The following is a 22523-nucleotide window of genomic DNA, read 5'->3' on the forward strand; positions in this document are numbered from 1 at the left end:
AAAAGCGGCTCAATGAGCCGCTTTTTTTATCGCTATCTGCTTCAGCGCGATCTTATCTCTAACGCTAACTTTAAAGAGCTAACTTTAAAAGTTAGTAAATAGAGGCTTCGCCCGGCGGACGTGTACGCAAGAGTTTAAGGAACCACATATATTGCTCAGGATAGGCGTTAATCACCTGCTCCACCGCGCGGTTTAATGCCAGCGCCTCATTCTCCTTACCCTGCATCTCATCTGGTGAGATGGGCGCGAGTACCGTCAGCAGATACTGGCGCTTTTGCTGATCATAGCCAATCTTAACCGGCATCACCTGGGCGTTACCGGCCGAGGCCAGACGCCCCACCACAGGTAATGTGGCCTTAACCGTACCAAGAAATGGCGCGAAGACGCTCTTCTCAGGGCCTAAGTCTTCATCTGGCAAATAGAAGAAGCTGTTATCGTTTTTCAGCTCAGACAGGAGCGCACGAATGCCCGACTCGCGCATATAGACGTTGCCGCCCTTAGAGCTACGCATACGGTTATTAAACCAGTCGAACAACTTGTTACGATGCGCCTTGGCCATGGTGACCATGGGCAGTTCCAGGTTCAACCTCAGCCCGGCGTACTCTATGCCCCATACATGAGGCATGATGAAGATCACCGGCTGACCAGCATCACGAGCGCGCTGCACATGCTCGAAGCCTTCAAGCTGAACGCGGCGACGCAAGTGAGCATCTGAGCGCAGCAGCAGTTCAGACTGCGCCAACAGGATCAATACAAAATTCTCGATATTATCATCGAGTAGCTTATCGATCTCGGCAGCCGACTTATCGGGAAAACAGGTCTCTAGGTTTACCCTGGCCACCTTGAGCGGCTTCTTGGCGATCTTCTTCACCAGACGCGCCAACAAACGTGCTATCGGATCCCGCAACCAGGCAGGCATTAGGCCGAAAAACACCAGAAGGCCTATGGCAAACCAGGTTGGCCAATACTTGGGATGCAATAACTCGGCGCGAAAACGGCGATCGAAATACTTTGGCTTTTTAGACATGGCTTTTTTAGATATGGATTCTCTAGACAAGAGTACAACCTCTTCCTCATCCAGCGCCCGTACAACACAGGCTTTAACAACAGATAACCAGTTCAGAAGAAACAGAAAAAGCCACTCAAGGAGTGGCCTTCTCTATGTATTAAGTCGGATTATTTACCGGCGTTAGCCTCTTCAACACGACTCTTCAGTTTCTGTCCTGGACGGAAAGTCACCACACGGCGAGCAGAAATCGGGATATCTTCGCCTGTTTTAGGGTTGCGACCCGGTCTTTGATTTTTGTCCCTTAGGTCAAAGTTGCCAAAGCCAGATAACTTGACCTGCTCACCACTCTCGAGGGCTTGACGAATTTCTTCGAAAAATGCCTCAACCATCTCTTTCGCAACGCGCTTGTTAATGCCAAGCGTTTCAAAAAGATGTTCTGCCATTTCGGCTTTGGTAAGTGCCATACTTTTAATCCCTCAACAATGCGTTGAACTCGGTCTTGAGTTCAGAAACTACCTTTTCTACCATTTCAGCAATTTCTTTCTCTTCAAGCGTACGAGCGTTGTCTTGTAGTGTAAGTGCAATCGCCAGACTCTTTTTACCTGGTTCAACACCTTTACCTTGGTATACATCGAACAAGTTTAAGCCAACCAACTGATTTTCGCCAACTTTTCTTATCAAATTTACAACATTTCCTGCCGAAACATCTTCGTCAACTAAGATGGCAATGTCTCGTCGGTTTGCTGGAAACTTAGACACAGTCTGGGCTTGCGGCAAACTCGCGTGCAATAAGGCGTCTAATTCGAGCTCGAATACGATGGTTTTACCATTTAAGCCGAAGGGCTTTTCCAGGCTCGGATGGACGGCACCAATGACACCAATTACACGATCATTTCTTAAGATTTCAGCACATTGCCCCGGATGAAGCGCCGGATGAGATGCTTTTTTAAAAGTAAATTCATCCTCTGAAACTGTCAAGCCGATAATGGCTTCGAGATCGCCCTTAAGGTCGAAAAAGTCGACAGTTTTTGATTCCATCGACCAATGTTCGTCATTTTGGTTACCGGCAATGACGGCGCCCAGCATAGCCTGCTGACGCACACCCGATTCGGCGTCGGTATCTGGCACGAAACGCAGACCGGTTTCAAACAGGCGAACACGGTTTTGCTGACGGCTCTGGTTGTAGCCCACGGCAGTCAACAGACCGGTGAACATAGACAAACGCATGGCCGACATCTCTACCGAGATTGGGTTTGGTAGCACCATGGCATCGCTGCCAGGATGAACCAGCTGTTGCAGCTTAGGATCGACGAAGCTGTAGGTCACGGCTTCCTGGAAACCACGAGCTACCATCATGGCGCGCACACGCTTAAGGTCGATATCGGCCTCGTTATGCAGCGGCATGCTCAGTGCCGCAACCGGCGCAACATTCGGAATGTTGTTGTAACCATAGATGCGGGCAACCTCTTCGATAAGATCTTCTTCGATCGCCATATCGAAACGGTAAGTCGCCGTGGTCACCTGCCAGTTATCATCACTGCGTGATACGCCAAAGCCCAGACGTTCGAGGATTTCGGTCACATCGGCATCGCTAATGTGATGACCCAGTACACGGTCTAGCTTGCTGCGACGCAGCAGGATGTCTGCAGGCTGAGGCAGATGCTCGTCGGCCTTTGCTTCGACCACAGGACCGGCTTGGCCGCCACAGATCTCGAGTACCAGGCGCGTAGCACGGTCGATCACCTTATGTTGTAGCTCAGGGTCGACGCCACGCTCGAAACGGTGTGACGAGTCTGTGTGCAGACCCAGGCGACGGGATTTACCCATGATCGCCAGTGGCGCAAAGAAGGCACACTCAAGCAGGATATCCTGAGTCTCGCCTGTCACACCCGAGTATTCACCACCGAACACACCGGCCAAGGCCAGGGCTTGGCTGTTGTCGGCGATAACCAGAGTATCGTTTGGTACGGTAATTTCGTTGCCATCGAGCAGGGTAAGCTTCTCCTCACCATCGCCCAGACGGATCTGGATCTTGCTATCGATTTTGGCTAAGTCGAAGGCATGCATAGGTTGACCGAACTCGATCAACACATAGTTGGTGATGTCGACGATAGGATCGATAGAGCGAATGCCACTACGACGCAGCTTTTCCTGCATCCAGAGTGGCGACTGTGCCTTAACGTTAACATTCTTCACCACGCGGCCCAGATAGCGTGGACACGCACTCGGCGCCTGGTTATCGATCTCGATAACGTCATCTATGCTAGGTGCTACGGCTTCCCAGGTTGGCGCGACAACGGCTTGGCGGTTAAGTACACCCACTTCGCGTGCAAGACCCACCATGCCGAGGCAATCGGCACGGTTAGCGGTAAGATCCACATCGATGATCGCATCGTCGAGATCCAGGTATTCACGGACATCCTGGCCAATCGGCGCGTCCAGCGGCAGCTCGATAATGCCATCGCTCTCGATCTCTATGCCAAGCTCGCCATAGGAGCAGAGCATACCAAAAGAGGGCTGACCACGTAGTTTAGCCTTCTTGATCTTAAAATCACCCGGCAGTACGGCACCCACCATGGCCACGGCCACTTTTAGGCCCTGACGGCAGTTTGGCGCGCCGCAGACGATATCGATCAACTCATCCTGACCGACATTAATTTTCGTCACACGTAGCTTGTCGGCGTCTGGATGCTGGCCACACTCGACCACCTCACCCACTACAACGCCCGAGAAATCACCAGCTACAGGGTCGACACCATCGACTTCGAGGCCCGCCATGGTGATCTGATGTGACAAATCGTCACGACTAATACTTGGATTGACCCACTCACGAAGCCAAGACTCACTGAATTTCATTATTTACTCGCTCCGTTATTTGAATTGCTTAAGAAAACGTAGATCGTTTTCGAAGAATGAACGCAGGTCATTAACCCCATAACGCAACATAGAGAGGCGCTCAACCCCCATACCGAAGGCGAAACCTTGGTACTTCTCAGGATCGATGCCAACGCTGCGTAGCACATTCGGGTGAACCATGCCGCAACCCAATACTTCTAACCACTTGCCATTCTTACCCATTACGTCAACTTCGGCCGAAGGCTCAGTAAACGGGAAGTAAGAGGGACGGAAGCGTACTTGTAGATCTTCTTCGAAGAAGTTGCGCAGGAAGTCATGCAAGATCCCCTTCAACTCAGCGAAGTTAACATTTTCATCGACAAACAACCCCTCTACCTGATGGAACATAGGCGTGTGAGTCTGGTCATAGTCATTACGGTAAACGCGGCCCGGAGAGATGATACGCAGCGGCGGCTTTTCCGTTTCCATGGTGCGGATCTGCACGCCCGAGGTCTGGGTACGCAGCATCAGCTTAGGATTAAAATAGAAGGTATCGTGATCGGCACGCGCCGGATGATGCTCGGAAATATTCAGCGCATCGAAGTTATGGAAATCATCCTCGATTTCTGGCCCCTGCTTGACGCTAAATCCAAGCTCACCAAAGAAGGTTTCAATACGTTCGATGGTACGGGTAACCGGGTGCAGACCACCGTTGTCGATGCGACGTCCAGGCAGGGTCACATCGATACTCTCGGCGCTCAGCTTAGCTTCAAGCTCCTGAACCTTTAGGCCTTCGATACGCTCGGACAGCTTTTGCTGTACCGCTTGCTTAGCCTGGTTGACCGCCTGACCAAAGGCCGGCTTCTCCTCAGGACTCAGCTTACCCATCATCTTCATCATGTCGGTGATCTTACCCTTCTTACCCAGGTAATCGACACGAAGGTCATCGAGGGCTTTCAGATCATCTGTCCCTTCGATTGCCTGCAAGGCCTGTTCTACGATTTCTGTTAACTCTGACATCATCTCTTCCAGTACGCCCGCTCTCACGCTGAGAGCCAAGACTTTCTATATGCTGACTATTTAATCTTTACGAAAATAGAAAAAGAGACAAATTTTACGTGACCATAAGACGTTTGACTAGGGCTTATTTGGTATTTTTCTAACGAAATCCGTGAGAAAAGGTCATCCTGGCTAGGCAACAAACTCATATAGGCTAAAAAGCCATCCCAAAATGTAATTTTGATTCGCCGCGATCACACCAAGCATGTACACTTGAGCCGTACCTTATTTAACAATAACGATAAAAACCCAGTACAAATAAACAACAAACAAACGCCCTGTGACGAAATTCTCGTTAAGTAATCCATTTGTGATCCGATAACGAGATCATCCCCTGGCGACAGAGAAAAGCTATGAGAGAAGTAAAGTTTCGATGGATAGATCAATATCTTATCCATATGACCCTGAAAACCAAGTTTACCATACTGGCAATCATCCCCATCATCACCCTCATGGGGCTTTCCTATATCCTCTATGGACAGTTCAATAGCCAGCTTAAGCAGAGTCACCAGCACAGTGCCCTAGCTGACGCCCAGAAGATGGCGGAACTTATCGATCTGAGTCTGCAATATGTTGCTGACGACAAGGCCGATAACTATCAGCAGGCGCTCATCAGTGCAGGCTTTGCCGAACGCCAGTCCTCACTGAGCACCAAGGCGAGTCGCCTGGTAGACAACGGCGGCGGAACCTTAATGCAGGGGGATTCCCTGACGGCATACAGCCGCGCCGCAAGCGCTAATCTGGCGGCTAAGACAGAGGTGACAGATCTCGACAAGCTGCTCAGCTCGGCCCAGAGCATCGTCATCATCAGCCTAGTGGCGCTTATCCTAGTCATTCTGATCAGCAGCTACTATATCTCCACCTTTGTTGGCGGCGCCCTCTACACCAACGTGATGGCGCTCAAGCGAGCGGCCGATGGCGATCTCACCGGGCGATTAAACTTCTTCGAGGTGAAGGACGAGTTCAGCATTCTGGCGGTGAGCATAGATACCCTAGTCGAGCGTCAGCATCAGCTGGTGAGCCGCATGACCCAGGCCAGCAGCCAGATCCGCACCGTGGTGCAGGCCTTCAGACAGACGGCCCAGGAGGGACAGACCCTGGCCGCCGAGCAGCGTCAACACCTGGACTCACTGGCCACCGCCATGGAAGAGATGACCGCCGCGGTAAAAGAGGTCGCCCGCAATGCCGAGCAATCCTCCAATGAGACTCAAGAGGCTAACCAACAGGTAGAGGCAGGCTCGAAAGATATCGCCGTCACCGTCGAGGCCATTGGCGATCTGGCCAACGAAATCGGTGATGCCTCAACCGCGGTGAATACCCTGAACGACAATGCCGCCAAGATCGACGAGGTGGTCACCACCATTAATGCCATCTCAGAGCAGACCAACCTGCTGGCCCTCAACGCCGCCATCGAGGCCGCCCGCGCCGGTGAGCAGGGCCGAGGCTTCGCCGTGGTTGCCGATGAGGTGAGAACCCTGGCCGGACGAACCCAGGCCGCCACGGTTGAGATCAAGTCGATGATCGAGGCGCTGCAGTCAGGCTCTCAGGCACTGACACAGGTGATGAAACGCACGGTCGAGAAGGCCCAAGACGGTAAGCAGCATGTGCTAGAAACCGGCGAAGATCTCAAGGCCATCGCCCATCACAGTGAACGGGTGTACGAGATGAGCGTGCTGATCGCCACCTCGGCCGAGGAACAATCGGCCGTGGCCAACGAGATCGCCACCAACCTGATGGAGATCCGCAATCAGTCTCATGATGTGGAGCAGTCAGCCAACCAGTCAGTCTCGGGCTGTGATGAACTGCACGCCACCGCCGAGCAGCTCGACCAGCTGCTGGTCGGGCTGAAAATCTAGTCAGTTTAGCAGCTTAGGGTGGCCACTCGTCACCCTAAGCAAGCTTCATAAGAGTTTAATCCTTTCTCATTTTGATTTAATCTTGATCTATCACTAATGCATGAATGGATCACAAGCCCCTATGGTCGCCAATGAGAAAGACGAGGCCAGCTCATTAAATACTCAGTGGAAGAATAGCCTTACCTTTAAATTCACCATAGTCCAATTTGTGGTCGCGGTACTGATCATCGCCTCAAGCATCTGGTTGATTTTCTCAACCGAAAAGAAACATCACATGGACACCCAGCTCTCCCTAAGCCAAAACTATGGCCTGGCGGTTATTGAGCAGCTGCAGCAAGTCACCTCCAAGATCGAGACACTGGCCAACACCATAGGCATAGTGGGCGAAACCTATCGCGGCGAAGATGAGGTGGTGAAAGAGCTTATCCCTTCCCTGCTGGATATCGGCGAGCGCCATCAGCTGATCGCCGGTGGCGGGATCTGGCCCGAGCCCGGCATGTTCGGTAAGCAGAAGACGCGCAACAGCTTCTTCTGGGCACGGGACAAGCATGATGAGTTTCAGTATTTAGACAACTATAACAGCGCGGATGACCCAGGCTACCACCAGGCCTTCTGGTACCTGCCGGCAAAATATTTCCAAGATGGCCATACCCACTGGTCGAAATCCTATGTCGACCCCTACACCAAGGAGGTGATGATCACCGCCTCTGTACCCATGCGCGCCGACCACAGCTTTATCGGTGTAGCCACCGTGGACATTGCCCTTAGCGGCCTGGATAAAAGGTTTAATTTCTCGGACCAAAATCCCCTCTCCAAGGGCTATATTCTGGCGCTGGACAGCTATAACAATCTGCTGGCCGATCCTTTCGACGACACAGATGCGGGTCAATCCGCCATGCTCGGTCAGCCACTGTCTCAACTGATCCTGCGCTACCCACAACTTGCCCCCATCGCCAAGCGCATAGCATCTATGGATCAGGCATTTAGTCAACAGATCATGGCCAGCCCTGCCTATCGCCCGGAACAGCTCGAAAAAATACTCGCACAGACGCCCAGAACAGAGCGAGAGCGGTTAACGACACTGATCAATGCCTCGATTAAGGGGAGCCATGGTAAGGCGCCCATAGTGACCCTGGAGCTGAAAAGCGATCCCCTGTTCGACGAGCCCGTGCTGGTATCGATTCTGACCATGGCTCAGACCCAGTGGAAGATCATCCTGGTGACGCCATTATCGAGCCTCGCATCCCAGGCCAACGCCATCGCGCTTAAAATAGGCGCCTTCCTGTTACTGGCGCAGCTAGTTGCACTGCTCATCTTGTTTATCTTCCAACATAAACTCTTTATCCGGCCAATCTTTCAGATCGTCTCGGCGCTGCAAAGCGGTAACCTTGGAAGGCTCGAACTCGACGCCAATAGGCGCCAGGATGAAGTAGGCCAACTGGCCAAGGCCTTTATCGCCCGCAGTAACCAGCTGGAAATAGCCTACGCCAGCCTGGATGCCAGCAATCTCGCCCTGGAGCAGCAGTTGGCGATGCAACAGCTGGCGCAGCAGGAGTTGGAGAATAAGAAGGAGCTGATTAACTCCCTGCTCAATGCGTCGCAGAACCTTATCTGCATCAAGGACACCCATGGCTGCTACTCCCTGGTCAACGACAAGTTCTGTGAGGTGATGGGCATAGAAAGAACCCGTGTCATCGGCATGCGCGACAGCGATCTCTACCCGGCGCATATTGCCGAGATCATCAATCATCACGACCATATCATCTTAGATAGCGATCAGGCCCAGAGCTTCGAACAGCCCATGCCGACCGTGCAGGGTGAGCGCATCTACCTGATCACCAAATACCCGATCAAAGACAAGGATGGCAACATCATCGCCCTGGGCGCCATGGCGGTGGACATCAGCAGCCTAAAGACCAAGCAGGCAGAACTTGAACAGACCATCAAGTTGCAGTCGGCGAGAAACGCCGAGTTAAGGCAGGCATTAGACGCCAAGCCCCAGGCCGCAGCGAAAGAAGGCGTTGCTCCCAAGGGGCTGGCGCAGCTAAAGCAGATAGAGCTTGCCCAGCAAGCCATCTTGCCGCAGGTGTTACATCAGTTGCTGAGGCAGGAGCTACAGGCACTCGAGCATATCTTTATATTGCTACGTCAAATGGATGCCGGCGATGTCGATGAGGCGAAGCTCGCCAAGTTTACCGAGGCACTGACCAGCCAGATAGATATCATACGTCATGGACAATCTTTGATCAGCGCAGACATCACTGATATTCGCGCCACGGTGGCCGACCTCTTTCTTCAGGACTTGGTCGCTATGCTCAGCCCGCAGCTCATCGCCAAGGAGGTTGAGGTGCAGATCGACTGCCCCCATCATTTGACACTTCCCATCTCGCCCTGGCACTTCTTAGTGCTTTGTCACAGATTGCTCGGCAACAGCCTGCAACATGCCTTTCCCGATAATCAGGCGCTTAATCGGCCGAAACGGCTCGTTATTGGTATTCGCTACCATGAGGGCCTACTCACCCTCACCCTAAGGGATAACGGCGTAGGAATAAGTCAAAACCGGCTAGAGAAGTTGTCACAAGCACTCGCAAACAATAGTGAAGGACAAGGCTCACTCATCAATATCAATCACTGGCTAAAGGCACAATTCAACGGCAGACTCACGCTCAGCAGTCAGAGCGCGCAGTTTACCGAGCTGGTCTGCGAGCTGGAGCTCGATAAGGCATAAAAAAATCCCCGCATGTATTCACATCCGGGGATTAGACTTATCGATTAGTACGCTAATAGCTCAACGAGCCACATCGACCAGATAATGGCCCTGCAACCAGTTACGACCGATTAACAGCTTATTGGTCATCTTGGTACGATCTCTGAGATTCACCTTAACCTTATATTCTCTACCCGGCTCGCCCACATTGAGTTCGACCATATAGCGCACCTCACTCCCCTGCGCGTTGCGAATGAGGGAGGTCTCGACGATACGGGCATGGACACGTTTTGTTTCACCTTTCTCATTTTCTGTGGTGAAAGAGAGCATCTTACCGACGTTTTGCTCCATGTCCGCTACGCCATTCTCCACCTTGAGATCGACCGCGTGCAGCGAATTTTCCACCGCGCCGGTATCGATACGGGTATCAAACAAGAGCCCGGTCTCTAAGATGCTGATGGGGGCTCTGGCACCAATCAGGCGCTTTTCGGCCACATCCACCACATACTTGCCTTTAAGCCAGTTACGGCCAACCAGCAGCTTGTAATCCATGTGGCTTCTATCTCTAAGGTTCACCTTGACCTTACGACTATCACCATTAAAGCCGACGTGCATCTCTACCATATAGCGGGTTTCTGTCCCCTGAGAATTACTCACGGTAGAGGTTTTGACTATCTTAGCGCTTAGACGCTTACGCTCACCGGCGGCAGTTTCTGTGGTAAACCAGACCGTCTTACCCACGTTATCTTGCATCTTAGCTGCACTCCCTCCCTGGATCTCGAGGTCGAAGGCGTGCAGAGAGGTGTTACCGGCGCCGGTATCGATACGCGCCTGAAAGACGAGTCCGGCCTCATCGACCGACATCATAGCCGTCTGGCCGATCACGGCTTTATCTGCGCCATAGGCTGGTGCCAGAAGAAAAAATGCCACTAACACCAGCGCTTTAGAGGTCAACATTCTAAACATAAAAAATACCCTAATCCCTATGAAACAAAGCCGACTAAGTGTCGGCTTCTCTGATATGTTAGTCCGGTGAACTCTCCCCCAGCCAGCGCAGCGCCTCATCGGCCGCCTGACGGGCAAACACCTTGACCGGACACGGTGCCATATAGGCCATCACTTTAGCGGTATTGGCCACCCATTCGCTATCTGTGATGATGGCGACTCTGGAAAAGTCAGTCAAATGAAAGAAGCCTAATTTGGCATCATCCCACAAGGTCTCAACAGAAACTCCTTCAAATGCTTCACTAAATTCATACCAGAGTTTAATGGTTGAGTGATCTTGTAACTTTGACTCGATTGCCGGCACCAGAGTCTCGTCGTAGTCGGCGCGAGACAGTACGCCCCTCGCCTTAACGGCCACGATATCATGGTGAAAACCCGAAAGCAGTTCGATCATCACTCGCTCCTTATAACTTAATAAACAAAATGATAGACGAAAAGACAGAACAGAGTACAGGTACAGATACAGTGCACCAAATGCTCACTGAAATTGGGCCCTAATCGAATGTACCTGTAATGACGCATAAACTGTACGCCCAGCCAGACCAGGATAAAGGGCACAAAGGGTAATGAGATGACGAACGGAATAAACCCCCAACCAAACCCCAAGGCATTGGCACTAAAGATCTGAAAAACGACCCAAAACAACACCAGTATCCCATAGATGACAAAGTGTTGTTTACTGATAGAGGCTGCAGACATGCACACAAATTCCCAATTTCGCTCTTACGCTAACAGTAGGAATAAAGACTGACATTCTCAAGCAATGAGTTGTAAACACCTGTTTCGGATTGCAAAAGCTAAGCTTGCATCTTGGCAATTTCCTGATCGAACAGATTTTTGATCAGTCCAGAAAACTCGGTAATAAACAGGGTCTGTTCTTGAGTGGCATTGTGATTGGCCACCTTGGCTAAGATCTCTTCTAAGTCATAGACGATGGCGTCGACTTCGCGAATCACCATGTTGCGCTCGGCGAAGGTTAGGGACGGATTTTGGCCACACACCATGATGATCTGTGCCGCCAGCTGCTCCTCAAACAATTCCATGACGGTGTCACCCGCAACCCCACCGGCTTCGGAGGACTCAAACAGGCCTAGATGCTCGGTAAGATATTGTATTAGATGTATGTATCCGTCTTTATCAGTAACCATTTTTAACCCTAAACACACGACTTATATATGAGCATGGTATAGCCCATGCTCAATATCCAGTTTCTATCGCCATTATGATATAAATCGAGTGTTCGATCTCGTTGTTAGTGCACGTTTTTCTATCGCTTTAAGGTCAGAACGAAAGAAACTGGTACCGCCTTGCTAATAGCGGGTAGACCGGCAAGCTCTCTGAGCTTCTCCACCCCTGGGGTCAGGCCAAAGTCACCGGCATTCACCACCAAAGGCGCCTCACTAGCCACCATCAACTTATCACTGGCCACCTTGGCCACCCTGACCATAACCGGCATGGTCTGCGTCTTGCCATGCAGGCTCACTTTGGCATCGACACTCATGGACATGATGCTACCCACACTCGCCTTATCGATCGCTTGGCCGTCGAGACTAGCACTTAACTCGACACTCGGGTACTGCGCGGTGTCGAACAATACCTCTTTCATGCGCTGATCACGGATCTCCACATTGGTGACCACGCTATTGAGCGGAATTGACAGACTAAAGGCGCCGGCATCACTAAGCGTGCCGGAAACTTGACTAAAATGGTGCACCTCGGCGATATCGCCTTTCTTGATTGAGATAAAGTTAACCCGCGAGCCCTGGTTACTCACCTGCCAATCGGCCGAATAGGCGTTTAAGCTTAACATCCCAAGTCCTGCTGCCATGATCAGTGTCTTCATTTTACGCTCCATTTTTAACCTTAAGTCCGTCGAAACCTCTGCGAAGAAAACCCAGCTAGTTTAATGATTAGCAAGGTAATCTTATCTATATTAGCCTAATACAAAAGATTATGAACAACTAATATTGCACCAATAAAAAAGCCCTAACTCGGTTAGGGCTCTTAACAAGTGAATGACAGCCTGTCAGTTAGACAGCGTCTAGGCCTTCTTCTTCGCCTTTGGTTTAGGCTTAGCCTTGGCTTCGCTGACCCACTTACCGTCGATATATTTCGCCGTCCAACCGGTCGCCTTGCCATCGACCTCAGTTGCCACGTACTGCTCCTTCGTCTTACGGCTAAAGCGCACAACCGCCTTGTTGCCGTCATCATCGGTCACAGGCGCATCGGCCAGATACTGATACTTAGGCCATAGTAGCTCACGGTACTTCACCAGTTCCTCTACCAGTGGCGCCCGAGTCTCGCGGGATTTAGGGAAGGTGCTCGCGGCCATAAAGATCCCCGCGGCGCCGTCTCTCAGCACGAAATAGCCGTCTGACTTAGTGCATTTAAGCTCTGGTAGATGAATAGGATCCTCTTTTGGCGGCGCTACTTCACCGTTTTTCAAGAGTTTACGAGTATTCTTACACTCGCTGTTGGTGCAGCCAAAATACTTACCGAAACGACCATTCTTCAGCTCCATATCGTTGCCACAGCGGTCGCATTCGATAATCGGCCCTTCGTAGCCCTTAATCTTGAACTGACCCTGCTCGACCTCGTAGCCATTACAGATAGGATTGTTACCACACACATGCAGCTTGCGCTTCTCATCGATTAGATAACTGTCCATGGCCGTGCCACAAACGCCACATCTGTGTTTGGCCCGCAGTGCATCTGTCTCGGCATCTTCGCTGTTTTCGCTGACGGCCTCTTCACCCGGTGTCAGGTTCATAGTGGTCTTACAGCGCTCTTTCGGTGGCAGGGCATAGCCTGAGCAACCTAGGAACACGCCGGTTGTGCCCGTACGTATGCCCATTGGGCGTCCACAGGTAGGACAGGCGATATCGGTCAACACCATCTCGTTAGGGCGCATGCCGCCCTCTTCCGGTGGTAACTCGGCCTTTTCAAGCTGCGCGGTCAAGCCCTTGTAGAAGTTGTCCAGCACCTTCTTCCATTCAAGCTGGCCCTGGGCCACATTATCCAGTGTCTGTTCCATGCCGGCGGTGAAATCGTAACTCATCAGCTCTTCGAAGCTGCCGATAAGGCTCTCGCTAACGATCTCGCCCATCTTCTCGGCGTAGAAACGACGATTTTCGACCTTCACATAACCACGATCTTGAATAGTAGAGATGATAGTCGCATAGGTAGATGGACGACCGATGCCGCGCTTCTCTAGCTCTTTCACCAGTGATGCTTCGCTATAACGTGCCGGCGGCTTAGTGAAGTGCTGCTTGGGCGCCAACTCCTCGAGAGTCAACACGTCGCCTTCGGCAACCAGCGGCAGAGTATTGTCTTCCTCGTTTTTCTTCTTAAGGGCGGTCTGAACTCGGGTCCAACCGTCAAACTTAAGGGTACGGCCACTGGCCTTAAGTTCGTAATCCCCTGCGGTCACCGTCAGGCGAGTCGCATCATATTTAGCTGGCATCATCTGACAGGCAACGAATTGGCGCCAGATCAACTCATAGAGACGCTGAGCATCTCTTTCCATATCGGTAAGGCTGCTTGCGTTGACGTTGACATTGGACGGACGGATCGCTTCGTGCGCCTCCTGAGCCCCCTCTTTACTGCCATAACGTATCGGCGCATCGGGCAGGTACTTATCACCGTATTCCTTGCCGATCATTTCACGCACACTATCCAGCGCTTCCTGACTCAAGTTGGTCGAATCGGTACGCATATAGGTGATGTGACCCGCCTCGTAGAGACGCTGGGCCATCATCATGGTCTTCTTAACGCCAAACCCTAGGCGAGTACTGGCCGCCTGCTGTAGCGTTGAAGTAATAAAAGGCGCCGAAGGCTTGCTCGAGGTCGCTTTGACTTCGCGGCTACTGACCTGGTACTTGCTATCTGTCAGTGCGTTAACCGCAACCATCGCCTGGGCTTCGTTTACAGGGTTAAAGTTTTCCCCATTAAACTTGGCCACCTGCATCTTAAGCCCTTCGTTACCTAGGGTGGTTAGCTGCGCATGAATGTCCCAGAACTCTTCTGGTACAAACGCCTTAATCTCGCTTTCGCGCTCAACCACCAAGCGAGTCGCAACAGATTGCACACGCCCGGCAGAGAGGCCGCGGGCCACTTTCTTCCACAGCAGGGGCGAAACCATAAAGCCTACGACACGGTCGAGGAAACGTCTCGCCTGCTGCGCATTCACCATGTTGGTGTTGAGCTGCGACGGATGACTGAATGCCTCTTGAATCGCACTCTTGGTGATCTCATTAAAGACGACGCGCTGATAACGCTCTGGGTTACCACCAATCACCTCTTGAAGATGCCATGCAATTGCCTCCCCCTCTCTATCCAAATCGGTTGCGAGGAAGATATGATCTGCATTTTCAGCAAGTGACTGTAACTCTTTGACGACTTTCTCTTTGCCCGGCAAGGTCTGATACTTTGCCTTCCAGCCTCGCTCAGGGTCGACCCCCATACGGGCAACCAAGGCTTTCTTCGCTTTGTCTGCCTTATATTTAGCCTTCTCTTCGGGGGACATCTTGCGCACTTCGGCGGGCGATTTCGTCGACGAACTGGCGTCACTGGTGGAGGAAGTCGGGAGATCACGGATGTGACCTACACTCGATTTTACGATGTAATCTTTGCCGAGATATTTGTTAATAGTCTTGGCTTTGGCCGGTGATTCGACAATAACTAGCGATTTACCCATAGAATGATCTGCGCCAAAAAGTCTCAAAATTCTGTAAATTGGCTCCATATATAGAGGGTTGTATCAATAGTTTCAAGCTAATCCCTGTTTTATTTGTTACGGCGAGCCAATTTTTAACCGTTTTTGAAAAAAAATGTGAAAAATAATATTGCGTAATTAAAAACTAATATTTCATTATTCCCCAACTAGCAAGCAATACTTATGCATTTCTGAGCCAATATCACAGATAAGGCCCCAATCCCCTAGCTTGTTATGCCCTAAAGCTCAAGTATACTGGTGCACAAATTCAACGAATTACGGCGTCATCGCTAACCTGTTTTGGCGCCTATTAAAGCAATAATAACTTGAAGGATATGCAATGAAGCATTACGAAGCGAACTTTGATGGACTCGTCGGACCGACACATAATTATGCGGGCCTGTCATACGGTAATGTGGCTTCTTTAAATAACGCCGCCGCAATATCCAGCCCTAAGGCGGCTGCGAAGCAAGGACTCAAGAAGGCCAAGGCCCTCGCCGACTTAGGCCTGGCCCAAGGGATGCTAGCCCCTCAGGAGCGCCCAGATCTCCACACACTGCGTCGAATCGGTTTTTCTGGTACAGATGCCGAAGTGTTAAATAAAGCCGCGAAACAGGCTCCTGCGCTTCTCAGAGCCTGCTGCAGTGCCTCAAGCATGTGGACAGCCAATGCCGCGACCGTGTCACCGAGTGCCGATACCCATGATGGTAAGATCCATTTCACTCCGGCAAACCTGGTGGACAAACTGCATCGCAGCATAGAGCCGGAGACAACGGGTAACATACTCGCTGCCACCTTCAACAATTCCCGCTACTTCCATCACCACCAGCACCTGCCTGAGCATGTGAGTTTCGGTGACGAAGGCGCGGCTAATCACACACGCCTGTGCAACGAATATGGGCATGCCGGCATCGAACTCTTCGTCTACGGCCAGGAAGCGACTAACCCGAGTGCGCCTAAGCCCAAAAAATATCCGGCGAGACAGACACTAGAGGCCTCACAAGCCATCGCCCGCCTGCATCAACTCGATGATGAAAGCAGCGTCTTCATTCAGCAAAATCCTGACGTCATCGACCAAGGCGTATTCCACAACGATGTGATCGCCGTGGGTAACCAAAATGTGCTCTTCTATCACGAGCAGGCCTTTGTCGATACGCAAAAGAAACTGGCGGAGATCCAAGACAAGTTCAACGGTCACGAACTGCACTTCGTTGAGGTGCCTACTGCCAAGGTTGGCATTCAGGATGCGGTGAAGAGCTACCTGTTCAACACCCAAATCGTTACCCTGCCAAACGGCGAGATGGCTATCATAGCGCCCACCAACTGTCAGGAAAATGAGGCCGTCCACGCCTACCTTAATGAGCTGGTCACCTTGGGCACACCGATCAAGCAGGTGCACTATTTCGATGTGAAACAGAGCATGCAAAACGGTGGCGGTCCCGCCTGTCTGCGTTTGCGTGTCGCCATGAACGAGACAGAGCTTGCCGCCGTCAACCCCAATACCCTGATGACAGACGAACTGTTTAACAGGCTCAACCTCTGGGTCGACAAGCACTACCGCGATCAGCTCGCCATCGAAGACCTTGCCGATCCACAGCTCATCGTCGAATCGCGCACCGCGCTGGATGAACTGACGCAGATCATGAAGCTAGGTAGTGTGTATCAGTTCCAGAAGTAGGTATTAATTACTAAGTTAGAATTGAAGAAGCCATCTGTAAAGATGGCTTTTTTAATGCCAAAACTAACGAATTACTTTAGAAGTCGATGACTCATCGACTCAATAAAAAAGGCGCCTGAAGCGCCTTTTTTAAACAAAGAATATTAGAGAATATTAACTCCAATCGAGACTACCTGAGTAATCAGTCCACCAGGTGTTTCCACTTCGACGATAAACACACCTGTGTTAGGTTCATCTTCACCCTTCAAGGTAACAGTAAATTCACGGCCACCATTGTAATTAGTGCTCGGCCAGACATATTCGGCGGTACTCACCACTGAACCTGCACTTGTCTTAAAGCGAACCTTAGAACCTGCAGGCATCTGCTGGTTATGCAGATCTGATATGGTGAAAGATACGCTAGCAGCGCCTTTACCTACGATATTGATGCTGCCGCCATAATGGTCACCATCTTTATCGCTAATCAGAATATCATCGGCAGCAGTCGCATAGGCAGTGCTCCCCGACATCACAATCACCAGGCTACGACGCACATACAGCGACTTAGAATCACTCACACCGTCGGCGCAACCTGCATGGACAGGGTCTGAACATAAGACGCCATTATATTTACCGTCTTTAGGCTCAAATACACCATTTGAGTTAAAATCGATAAGCTCCTCTAGTGAGCCACCAATTTGCCCACCTGCTTGCTGTGGGTTAAACAGACCATCTTCGTTGTAATCATTATAGGCATCGGTCAGATCGAACGACTGACCCGTTACATCTTTACCATTGGTAAACTCGTCCATTTCCGAAGCATCGAAGCGGCCATTACCGTTGAGGTCTGGAAAAGATTCTTCACCGATGGCCGTCGCTGTCACTGTGGCGCGGCCACCATACTTCTGACCATAGACGTTACCGTATACGCCAAGCGTTGGATAATAGATTAATGCAGCACTCGGATTACGAACCATAGCACCGGCACCAGAGATGATGGTCTCACCTTCTGGCCTCGGTAACTGACTCGTCCAGGTCACCGAACAGGCACCATTAACCGTCTGACAAGCATCTTCGATTGAACCACCTTCGGTGGTAAACGATACGGTTGTGCCATCGGGTACTGGGTTGTTAAAGGCATCGGCCATACGCGCCGTCACCACAACCTTAGTTCCCTCTTCATCCCAGCCTTCGGCATTAAGTACAGAGGCAGAAAGTGAGAAACTATCCTGATCTGGAATCCCCGTAGAGACAATTAACTGGCTCGACTGGCTCGAAATAGCTGGCACCGCACCATTATCTACGGTCGCGGTAACACGCAGTGATGTAGCCACTGTACCTGTAGTGACGACCGTCTGAACAATACCATCATTATTGGTAGTAGCCTGCAGAGGTGAGATATCTACGCCGCCAACCTTAGTATTAAGTGAAAACAATACATTCTGGTTAGGAACAGGGTTACTGTTCTTATCTAGCACCTTGAATTTCACCACAGAAGACTCTACGCCGCCCGTCCCTAAGATGGCGATATTCTGTGGCGTTGCCGAGTCAAATACGATACTGCCGACATCGGCTTGCAGCACACTGAGCGTTCCTGTAGCCGACAGGCTAATACCACCAGCATTTGCCGTAACATTGATCTGATCTTCACCCACACATCCCTGAGCTCTATAGGTCGATGTCGCTACACCATTGCTCGATGAAACCGGCGAGCTAATCTCAGCTTGAGCAGGACTCTTGGTCGCACAGGTTGAGGAGAAATTAACATCTACAGGCTGAGTAAAAGGATTTCCCTTATCATCTTGAATCAGAACAGAAATCGTTGCGGTACCACCTGCCGAAAGGGTTGCGGTACTGATCTCGGCCTTACCCTGAACAAAAGGATCACCGCTACCCATCACCACATTCGTCGCACCGACAACAACGATAGTCTTACCGACTTCATTAGTTGACAGACTGGCGGTGACTTCACCGGCCCCTAAGGAGCTGCCCGCGTAGATATCAACTGTCGCCTTTCCTTCTGAATCGGTCACTGCCGTCTTGATTGGGAGATCGCCAATAGTCGTCGCAAACGTCACAATTGTTGGCTTAGTGATGCCCGTTACTGTTGCAGTGATTTTTCCTGGCTCAAGGATGCTGATAGATTGAATAGGGTTACCGGCACCGTCGGTAAGGGACACTGAAACTTGCGCTCCACCGCCGGCTTCACCGCCATCACCCACCATGGTGACGTTGAGCGAAGCACTCTCACCAGAGCTAGTGGTTGCAGTAATGGTTGCGCCTGTATTAATAGCAGCCGTATCCAAGCGCACCTTGGCAATACCATTGGCATCGGTAGCTACCTCGCCCGTACCGGGAGAGAAAGTACCATAAGTATCATTGTTTAGACTAAATGATACCAAGGTACTAACAGCTGCTCCGGTCGAATCTTTCACCTTAGCGGTGATCATCGCAGGTTCAGCGACTGAGATCTGCGTATTATCGATAGATAATTCAATAGAGATAGTTGGCGGCGTCGGCGTACCACCCGAGCCATCGTCTGTGACATTCCCCCCGCCGCTACAGGCGACAATAAAAAGCATAAATAAATATGAGGTAAAAACTTTAAACGCTGACTTCATTGTCAGACTCCCTGTTACTCAGATTATCATTGAAAGCATCTGCTTATTACTTATAGGCTAACATTACACAATTTTCCCATAACTTTTCCATCACTAATCGCAATTAAGCGCGTAAAAGTGACAAAAACTTTAACTATTTAGCCATTTCATCACCTAGGGTTTCTTGCTAGGCTTTAGGTGCAAATTGAAAAGCATAAAAATAATACAGGAAACACTATGGCTGGCACGCAAAACAAAAAAATTGGCCTCACCGGAAAAATACTCATAGGTATGGCTGGCGGCATTTTAATCGGGCTACTGCTACGCAGTTTCTTTCCCGGAAGTGAGTTTATCCAAGAATATATTACTGACGGGCTACTCAACGTCGTCGGCAGTATTTTTATCTCAAGTTTACAGATGTTGGTCGTCCCTTTAGTTTTCATCTCCTTGGTATGCGGCACCTGTTCATTGAGCGACCCATCATCCCTTGGCAGACTCGGCGGAAAAACCATCGCTTTTTATCTATTTACCACGGCTATCGCCCTCTCAATGGCCATTCTTGTTGCCCTGCTCGTCCATCCTGGAAACGCCTCGCTTGCAGCAGAAAACATGCAGTACAGTGTTAAAGAGGCCCCTAGCCTTTCCAATGTATTGATCAACCTCGTTCCCCGTAATCCGATTCAAGCGATGACAGAGGGGAATATGCTGCAGATCATCATCTTTGCGGTGATATTTGGCTTTGCTATCTCTCATATTGGCGAGCGCGGCAGACGCGTATCGGCATTATTTAACGACTTAAATGAAGTGATCATGCGCGTGGTCACCCTCATCATGCAACTGGCCCCCTATGGTATATTTGCCCTCATGGGTAAACTCGCCTTAACCTTGGGTCTGGAAACCTTTGAGAGTGTGGTTAAATATTTCGCAGTGGTGTTGGCTGTATTATTAGTGCACGCCTTTGTGAGCTATCCCGTACTATTAAAACTCTTCTCCGGATTAAGCCCCATCACCTTTATTCGAAAACTGCGAGATGTGCAGCTGTTCGCCTTTAGTACCGCAAGCTCAAATGCCACGCTGCCGGTTACCCTGGAGACAGCAGAGCACCGCCTTGGGGTCGATAACAAGGTCGCCTCATTTACTCTGCCCCTCGGCGCGACTATAAACATGGACGGTACGGCCATTATGCAAGGTGTCGCCACAGTGTTTATCGCCCAGGTATTTGGTATCGATCTCACCATCACCGATTACGCCATGGTAGTGGTAACCGCAACCCTAGCCTCTATCGGTACGGCCGGTGTTCCTGGTGTCGGCCTTATCATGTTAGCCATGGTGCTCAATCAGGTGGGTCTACCCGTCGAAGGTATCGCCCTTATCATGGGGGTCGACAGGTTGCTGGATATGGTGCGCACTGCCGTTAACGTTACCGGCGATTCGGTAGCAACGGTTATCATCGCTAAATCGGAAAATGCCTTTAACCAGGATACCTTCGATGATCCTCAGGCGGGTAAGACGGCAGGCAGCTTCGTTGATCAGGTGAATGCCGAGCTTAAAGAGTAAAGGCTAATACAGGTTTTAAACCGGCACATTAAAAACGAAAAAAGGCGTCCATTGGACGCCTTTTTGTTATCTGTGCACTTCAAGAGCCTCGCTAACACAGCCTCATCAAATGCAACCTTAGCCCTATCGTTCCCAATAGGCTTCTTCTAAGCTGTCTTCCCGCTCTGGCAGTCCACGAGACAAGCGCGGACTGTGCTGAGCCAGCACCTCATAGGCCACGCGGTTGGCATACTTACAGATCTGTGAGAAAGAGGAATAACACAGGCCGTCGCGCTTATGCTTGCTCGAGCCCGGCACATTAGCCTTGTGATAGGTATTAGAGGCAAGGTCGTGCAGCAGCGCCGCCAGCGCCCCGTCACCCGCGCCATTAGTGTTACGGATAATTTCCGGGCCGCCCATGTAAGGCGAGATATGAGCGAACACCTTGATCGGTGTCTGGCAATCACGCTTTAGCTTAGGCCTTGAGAACTCATAACGGTTGAATTCTGGGATCGCACCTGGCAGCAAAGTATGGCTGGTTTCACGCTTCTCCGAATCCTCGGTATAACCTGAGGTATAGAGCCCCAATGGCCCCGCGGTGGTGAGCACCATATCACACCACTCAAGCGCTGCATTGCTGGCGCTCAAGGGATCTTTAAAGCCGGTCAGGGCTTCGCCTTCATCTTCGTTCATCGCAAGGATAGTGACATTTTCCTTAATGAACTCTATCCACCACTGTGGATCTTCTTCGATGAGGAAACGTGTGCCTAACGTCAGCACCACTGGAACCTCAGCGGCCTTGGCATATTCAATGGCTTTTAACGCCGCATCGGTGATCTTGTCGCCGCCACTGGCGCGCATCAGGTAGGCCGTCAGCACTAACGCCGAAGAAGTTTGCACTATCTCCTGGTCGATATATTCTGGCGTCAGCTTATCCATCGAACCCTTGCTGATAGCGAAGGTGCGCTCGCCACATTCAGATATCAAGGTAAAGCAACGGCCAATCGGCCCATCGACCGGCTGCAGAAAATTGAGATCCACTTTAGATGAAGTGTTACACAGATAGCGATAGGCGTAGCTGCCCACTTCGATGTGGTTACTCATCACGCCAAACAATACCGAGCGATCGTCGGCCAGAATAGAATAGTTGTGTACCGTGTTACCTATGGTACCGCCTGCAAATTCATCGCTGATCAGCTCAGAAGTTTTCAGTTCGGTGTAGAGCTGATGCGCCTTCTCGTCATCAATAAGTGTCGAGTTTCCTTTTGGTAAAGCGTAACGACTAAGCAACTCGTCACCCACTTTGGCCTCGATATCGACAAGCGTCTGATCGATTCCACTGATGTGGGTAGAAATATGCTGCGGTTGCAGCGTTAACTGCGCCAATAATGGATCGCGATTCTTAACTGGAAAGTAATGTTTCGACTTACGTTGACCGGGAAACTTCATAAGGAACTCACTCTAATGCATCCATGCAGAATCAAATAAGAACAGACAGCACACTAGACCCCCTTAGTCTGCTGTCTATCAGGCCGCGTGGTGATT

15 protein-coding genes are annotated in these 22523 nt (G+C 50.8%); 4 read left to right on the plus strand and 11 right to left on the minus strand.

What is annotated here, in order from left to right:
* Window positions 1-91 precede the first annotated feature (91 nt).
* The 4 genes from lpxM to pheS all read right to left on the minus strand — a co-directional run bounded on the left by lpxM (window position 92) and on the right by pheS (window position 4864).
* Window positions 92-1027, minus strand: coding sequence for a lauroyl-Kdo(2)-lipid IV(A) myristoyltransferase (gene lpxM, locus L2731_RS14015; protein ID WP_249253760.1), 936 nt, complete (start codon window positions 1025-1027; stop codon window positions 92-94).
* Window positions 1028-1176: 149 nt separating this feature from the next.
* Window positions 1177-1473: an integration host factor subunit alpha gene (gene ihfA / locus L2731_RS14020; RefSeq protein ID WP_041511036.1), complete on the minus strand. Its 297-nt coding sequence runs from the start codon at window positions 1471-1473 to the stop codon at window positions 1177-1179.
* 4 nt (window positions 1474-1477) lie between these two features.
* Complete coding sequence (gene pheT, locus L2731_RS14025) at window positions 1478-3865, minus strand: phenylalanine--tRNA ligase subunit beta (protein ID WP_249253762.1); 2388 nt, start codon at window positions 3863-3865, stop codon at window positions 1478-1480.
* A 15-nt stretch (window positions 3866-3880) separates the two neighbouring features.
* Entirely contained in the window at window positions 3881-4864 is a 984-nt protein-coding gene (pheS, locus tag L2731_RS14030; RefSeq protein ID WP_249253764.1) for a phenylalanine--tRNA ligase subunit alpha, read from the minus strand.
* Between the two features lie 392 nt (window positions 4865-5256).
* Here pheS and L2731_RS14035 point away from each other — a divergent pair, with 392 nt between their 5' ends.
* Together L2731_RS14035 and L2731_RS14040 are read left to right on the plus strand one after the other, a co-directional pair.
* A complete protein-coding gene (locus L2731_RS14035; protein WP_249253766.1) occupies window positions 5257-6759 on the plus strand; it encodes a methyl-accepting chemotaxis protein in 1503 nt (500 codons plus the stop codon).
* 100 nt (window positions 6760-6859) lie between these two features.
* Window positions 6860-9487, plus strand: a complete 2628-nt coding sequence (locus L2731_RS14040) for a PAS domain-containing protein (RefSeq protein ID WP_249253768.1) — start codon at window positions 6860-6862, stop codon at window positions 9485-9487.
* 60 nt (window positions 9488-9547) lie between these two features.
* Here L2731_RS14040 and L2731_RS14045 read toward each other — a convergent pair whose 3' ends face one another.
* The 5 genes from L2731_RS14045 to topA form a co-directional block, all read right to left on the minus strand.
* Window positions 9548-10423, minus strand: a complete 876-nt coding sequence (locus L2731_RS14045) for a putative ATP-dependent zinc protease (protein WP_249253904.1) — start codon at window positions 10421-10423, stop codon at window positions 9548-9550.
* Window positions 10424-10490: 67 nt separating this feature from the next.
* Complete coding sequence (locus L2731_RS14050; RefSeq protein ID WP_041511031.1) at window positions 10491-10865, minus strand: SpoIIAA family protein; 375 nt, start codon at window positions 10863-10865, stop codon at window positions 10491-10493.
* A 403-nt stretch (window positions 10866-11268) separates the two neighbouring features.
* Window positions 11269-11619 (minus strand): DUF3802 family protein, encoded by a 351-nt coding sequence (locus L2731_RS14055; protein ID WP_239850834.1) that lies wholly within the window; start codon window positions 11617-11619, stop codon window positions 11269-11271.
* Window positions 11620-11738: 119 nt separating this feature from the next.
* Window positions 11739-12314: a YceI family protein gene (locus L2731_RS14060; RefSeq protein WP_249253770.1), complete on the minus strand. Its 576-nt coding sequence runs from the start codon at window positions 12312-12314 to the stop codon at window positions 11739-11741.
* Window positions 12315-12512: 198 nt separating this feature from the next.
* A complete protein-coding gene (topA, locus tag L2731_RS14065) occupies window positions 12513-15167 on the minus strand; it encodes a type I DNA topoisomerase (protein ID WP_249253772.1) in 2655 nt (884 codons plus the stop codon).
* Window positions 15168-15525: 358 nt separating this feature from the next.
* Between topA and astB the strand changes: the two genes are divergently transcribed.
* A complete protein-coding gene (gene astB, locus L2731_RS14070) occupies window positions 15526-16863 on the plus strand; it encodes an N-succinylarginine dihydrolase (RefSeq protein WP_249253774.1) in 1338 nt (445 codons plus the stop codon).
* 143 nt (window positions 16864-17006) lie between these two features.
* Here the strand turns inward: astB and L2731_RS14075 are convergent, their stop codons facing one another.
* A complete protein-coding gene (locus L2731_RS14075; protein WP_249253776.1) occupies window positions 17007-19463 on the minus strand; it encodes an Ig-like domain-containing protein in 2457 nt (818 codons plus the stop codon).
* Between the two features lie 216 nt (window positions 19464-19679).
* On the opposite strand from L2731_RS14075, the gene L2731_RS14080 reads away from it, so the two are divergent.
* Window positions 19680-20999: a dicarboxylate/amino acid:cation symporter gene (locus tag L2731_RS14080; RefSeq protein ID WP_249253778.1), complete on the plus strand. Its 1320-nt coding sequence runs from the start codon at window positions 19680-19682 to the stop codon at window positions 20997-20999.
* 123 nt (window positions 21000-21122) lie between these two features.
* Here L2731_RS14080 and L2731_RS14085 read toward each other — a convergent pair whose 3' ends face one another.
* Window positions 21123-22427: an inosine/guanosine kinase gene (locus L2731_RS14085; RefSeq protein ID WP_041511024.1), complete on the minus strand. Its 1305-nt coding sequence runs from the start codon at window positions 22425-22427 to the stop codon at window positions 21123-21125.
* Window positions 22428-22523: the final 96 nt, after the last annotated feature.

The organism is Shewanella aquimarina, from assembly GCF_023349185.1.
GTDB classification, from domain to species: domain Bacteria; phylum Pseudomonadota; class Gammaproteobacteria; order Enterobacterales; family Shewanellaceae; genus Shewanella; species Shewanella aquimarina.

Coding starts and splice junctions, on each gene's coding strand:
- L2731_RS14080 (WP_249253778.1), top strand. CDS start 19,680: ATGGCTGGCACGCAAAACAAAAAAATTGGCCTCACCGGAAAAATACTC.
- L2731_RS14060 (WP_249253770.1), bottom strand. CDS start 12,314: ATGAAGACACTGATCATGGCAGCAGGACTTGGGATGTTAAGCTTAAAC.
- topA (WP_249253772.1), bottom strand. CDS start 15,167: ATGGGTAAATCGCTAGTTATTGTCGAATCACCGGCCAAAGCCAAGACT.
- L2731_RS14045 (WP_249253904.1), bottom strand. CDS start 10,423: ATGTTGACCTCTAAAGCGCTGGTGTTAGTGGCATTTTTTCTTCTGGCA.
- pheS (WP_249253764.1), bottom strand. CDS start 4,864: ATGTCAGAGTTAACAGAAATCGTAGAACAGGCCTTGCAGGCAATCGAA.
- L2731_RS14075 (WP_249253776.1), bottom strand. CDS start 19,463: ATGAAGTCAGCGTTTAAAGTTTTTACCTCATATTTATTTATGCTTTTT.
- lpxM (WP_249253760.1), bottom strand. CDS start 1,027: ATGTCTAAAAAGCCAAAGTATTTCGATCGCCGTTTTCGCGCCGAGTTA.
- L2731_RS14035 (WP_249253766.1), top strand. CDS start 5,257: ATGAGAGAAGTAAAGTTTCGATGGATAGATCAATATCTTATCCATATG.
- ihfA (WP_041511036.1), bottom strand. CDS start 1,473: ATGGCACTTACCAAAGCCGAAATGGCAGAACATCTTTTTGAAACGCTT.
- pheT (WP_249253762.1), bottom strand. CDS start 3,865: ATGAAATTCAGTGAGTCTTGGCTTCGTGAGTGGGTCAATCCAAGTATT.
- L2731_RS14055 (WP_239850834.1), bottom strand. CDS start 11,619: ATGGTTACTGATAAAGACGGATACATACATCTAATACAATATCTTACC.
- L2731_RS14050 (WP_041511031.1), bottom strand. CDS start 10,865: ATGATCGAACTGCTTTCGGGTTTTCACCATGATATCGTGGCCGTTAAG.
- L2731_RS14040 (WP_249253768.1), top strand. CDS start 6,860: ATGAATGGATCACAAGCCCCTATGGTCGCCAATGAGAAAGACGAGGCC.
- astB (WP_249253774.1), top strand. CDS start 15,526: ATGAAGCATTACGAAGCGAACTTTGATGGACTCGTCGGACCGACACAT.
- L2731_RS14085 (WP_041511024.1), bottom strand. CDS start 22,427: ATGAAGTTTCCCGGTCAACGTAAGTCGAAACATTACTTTCCAGTTAAG.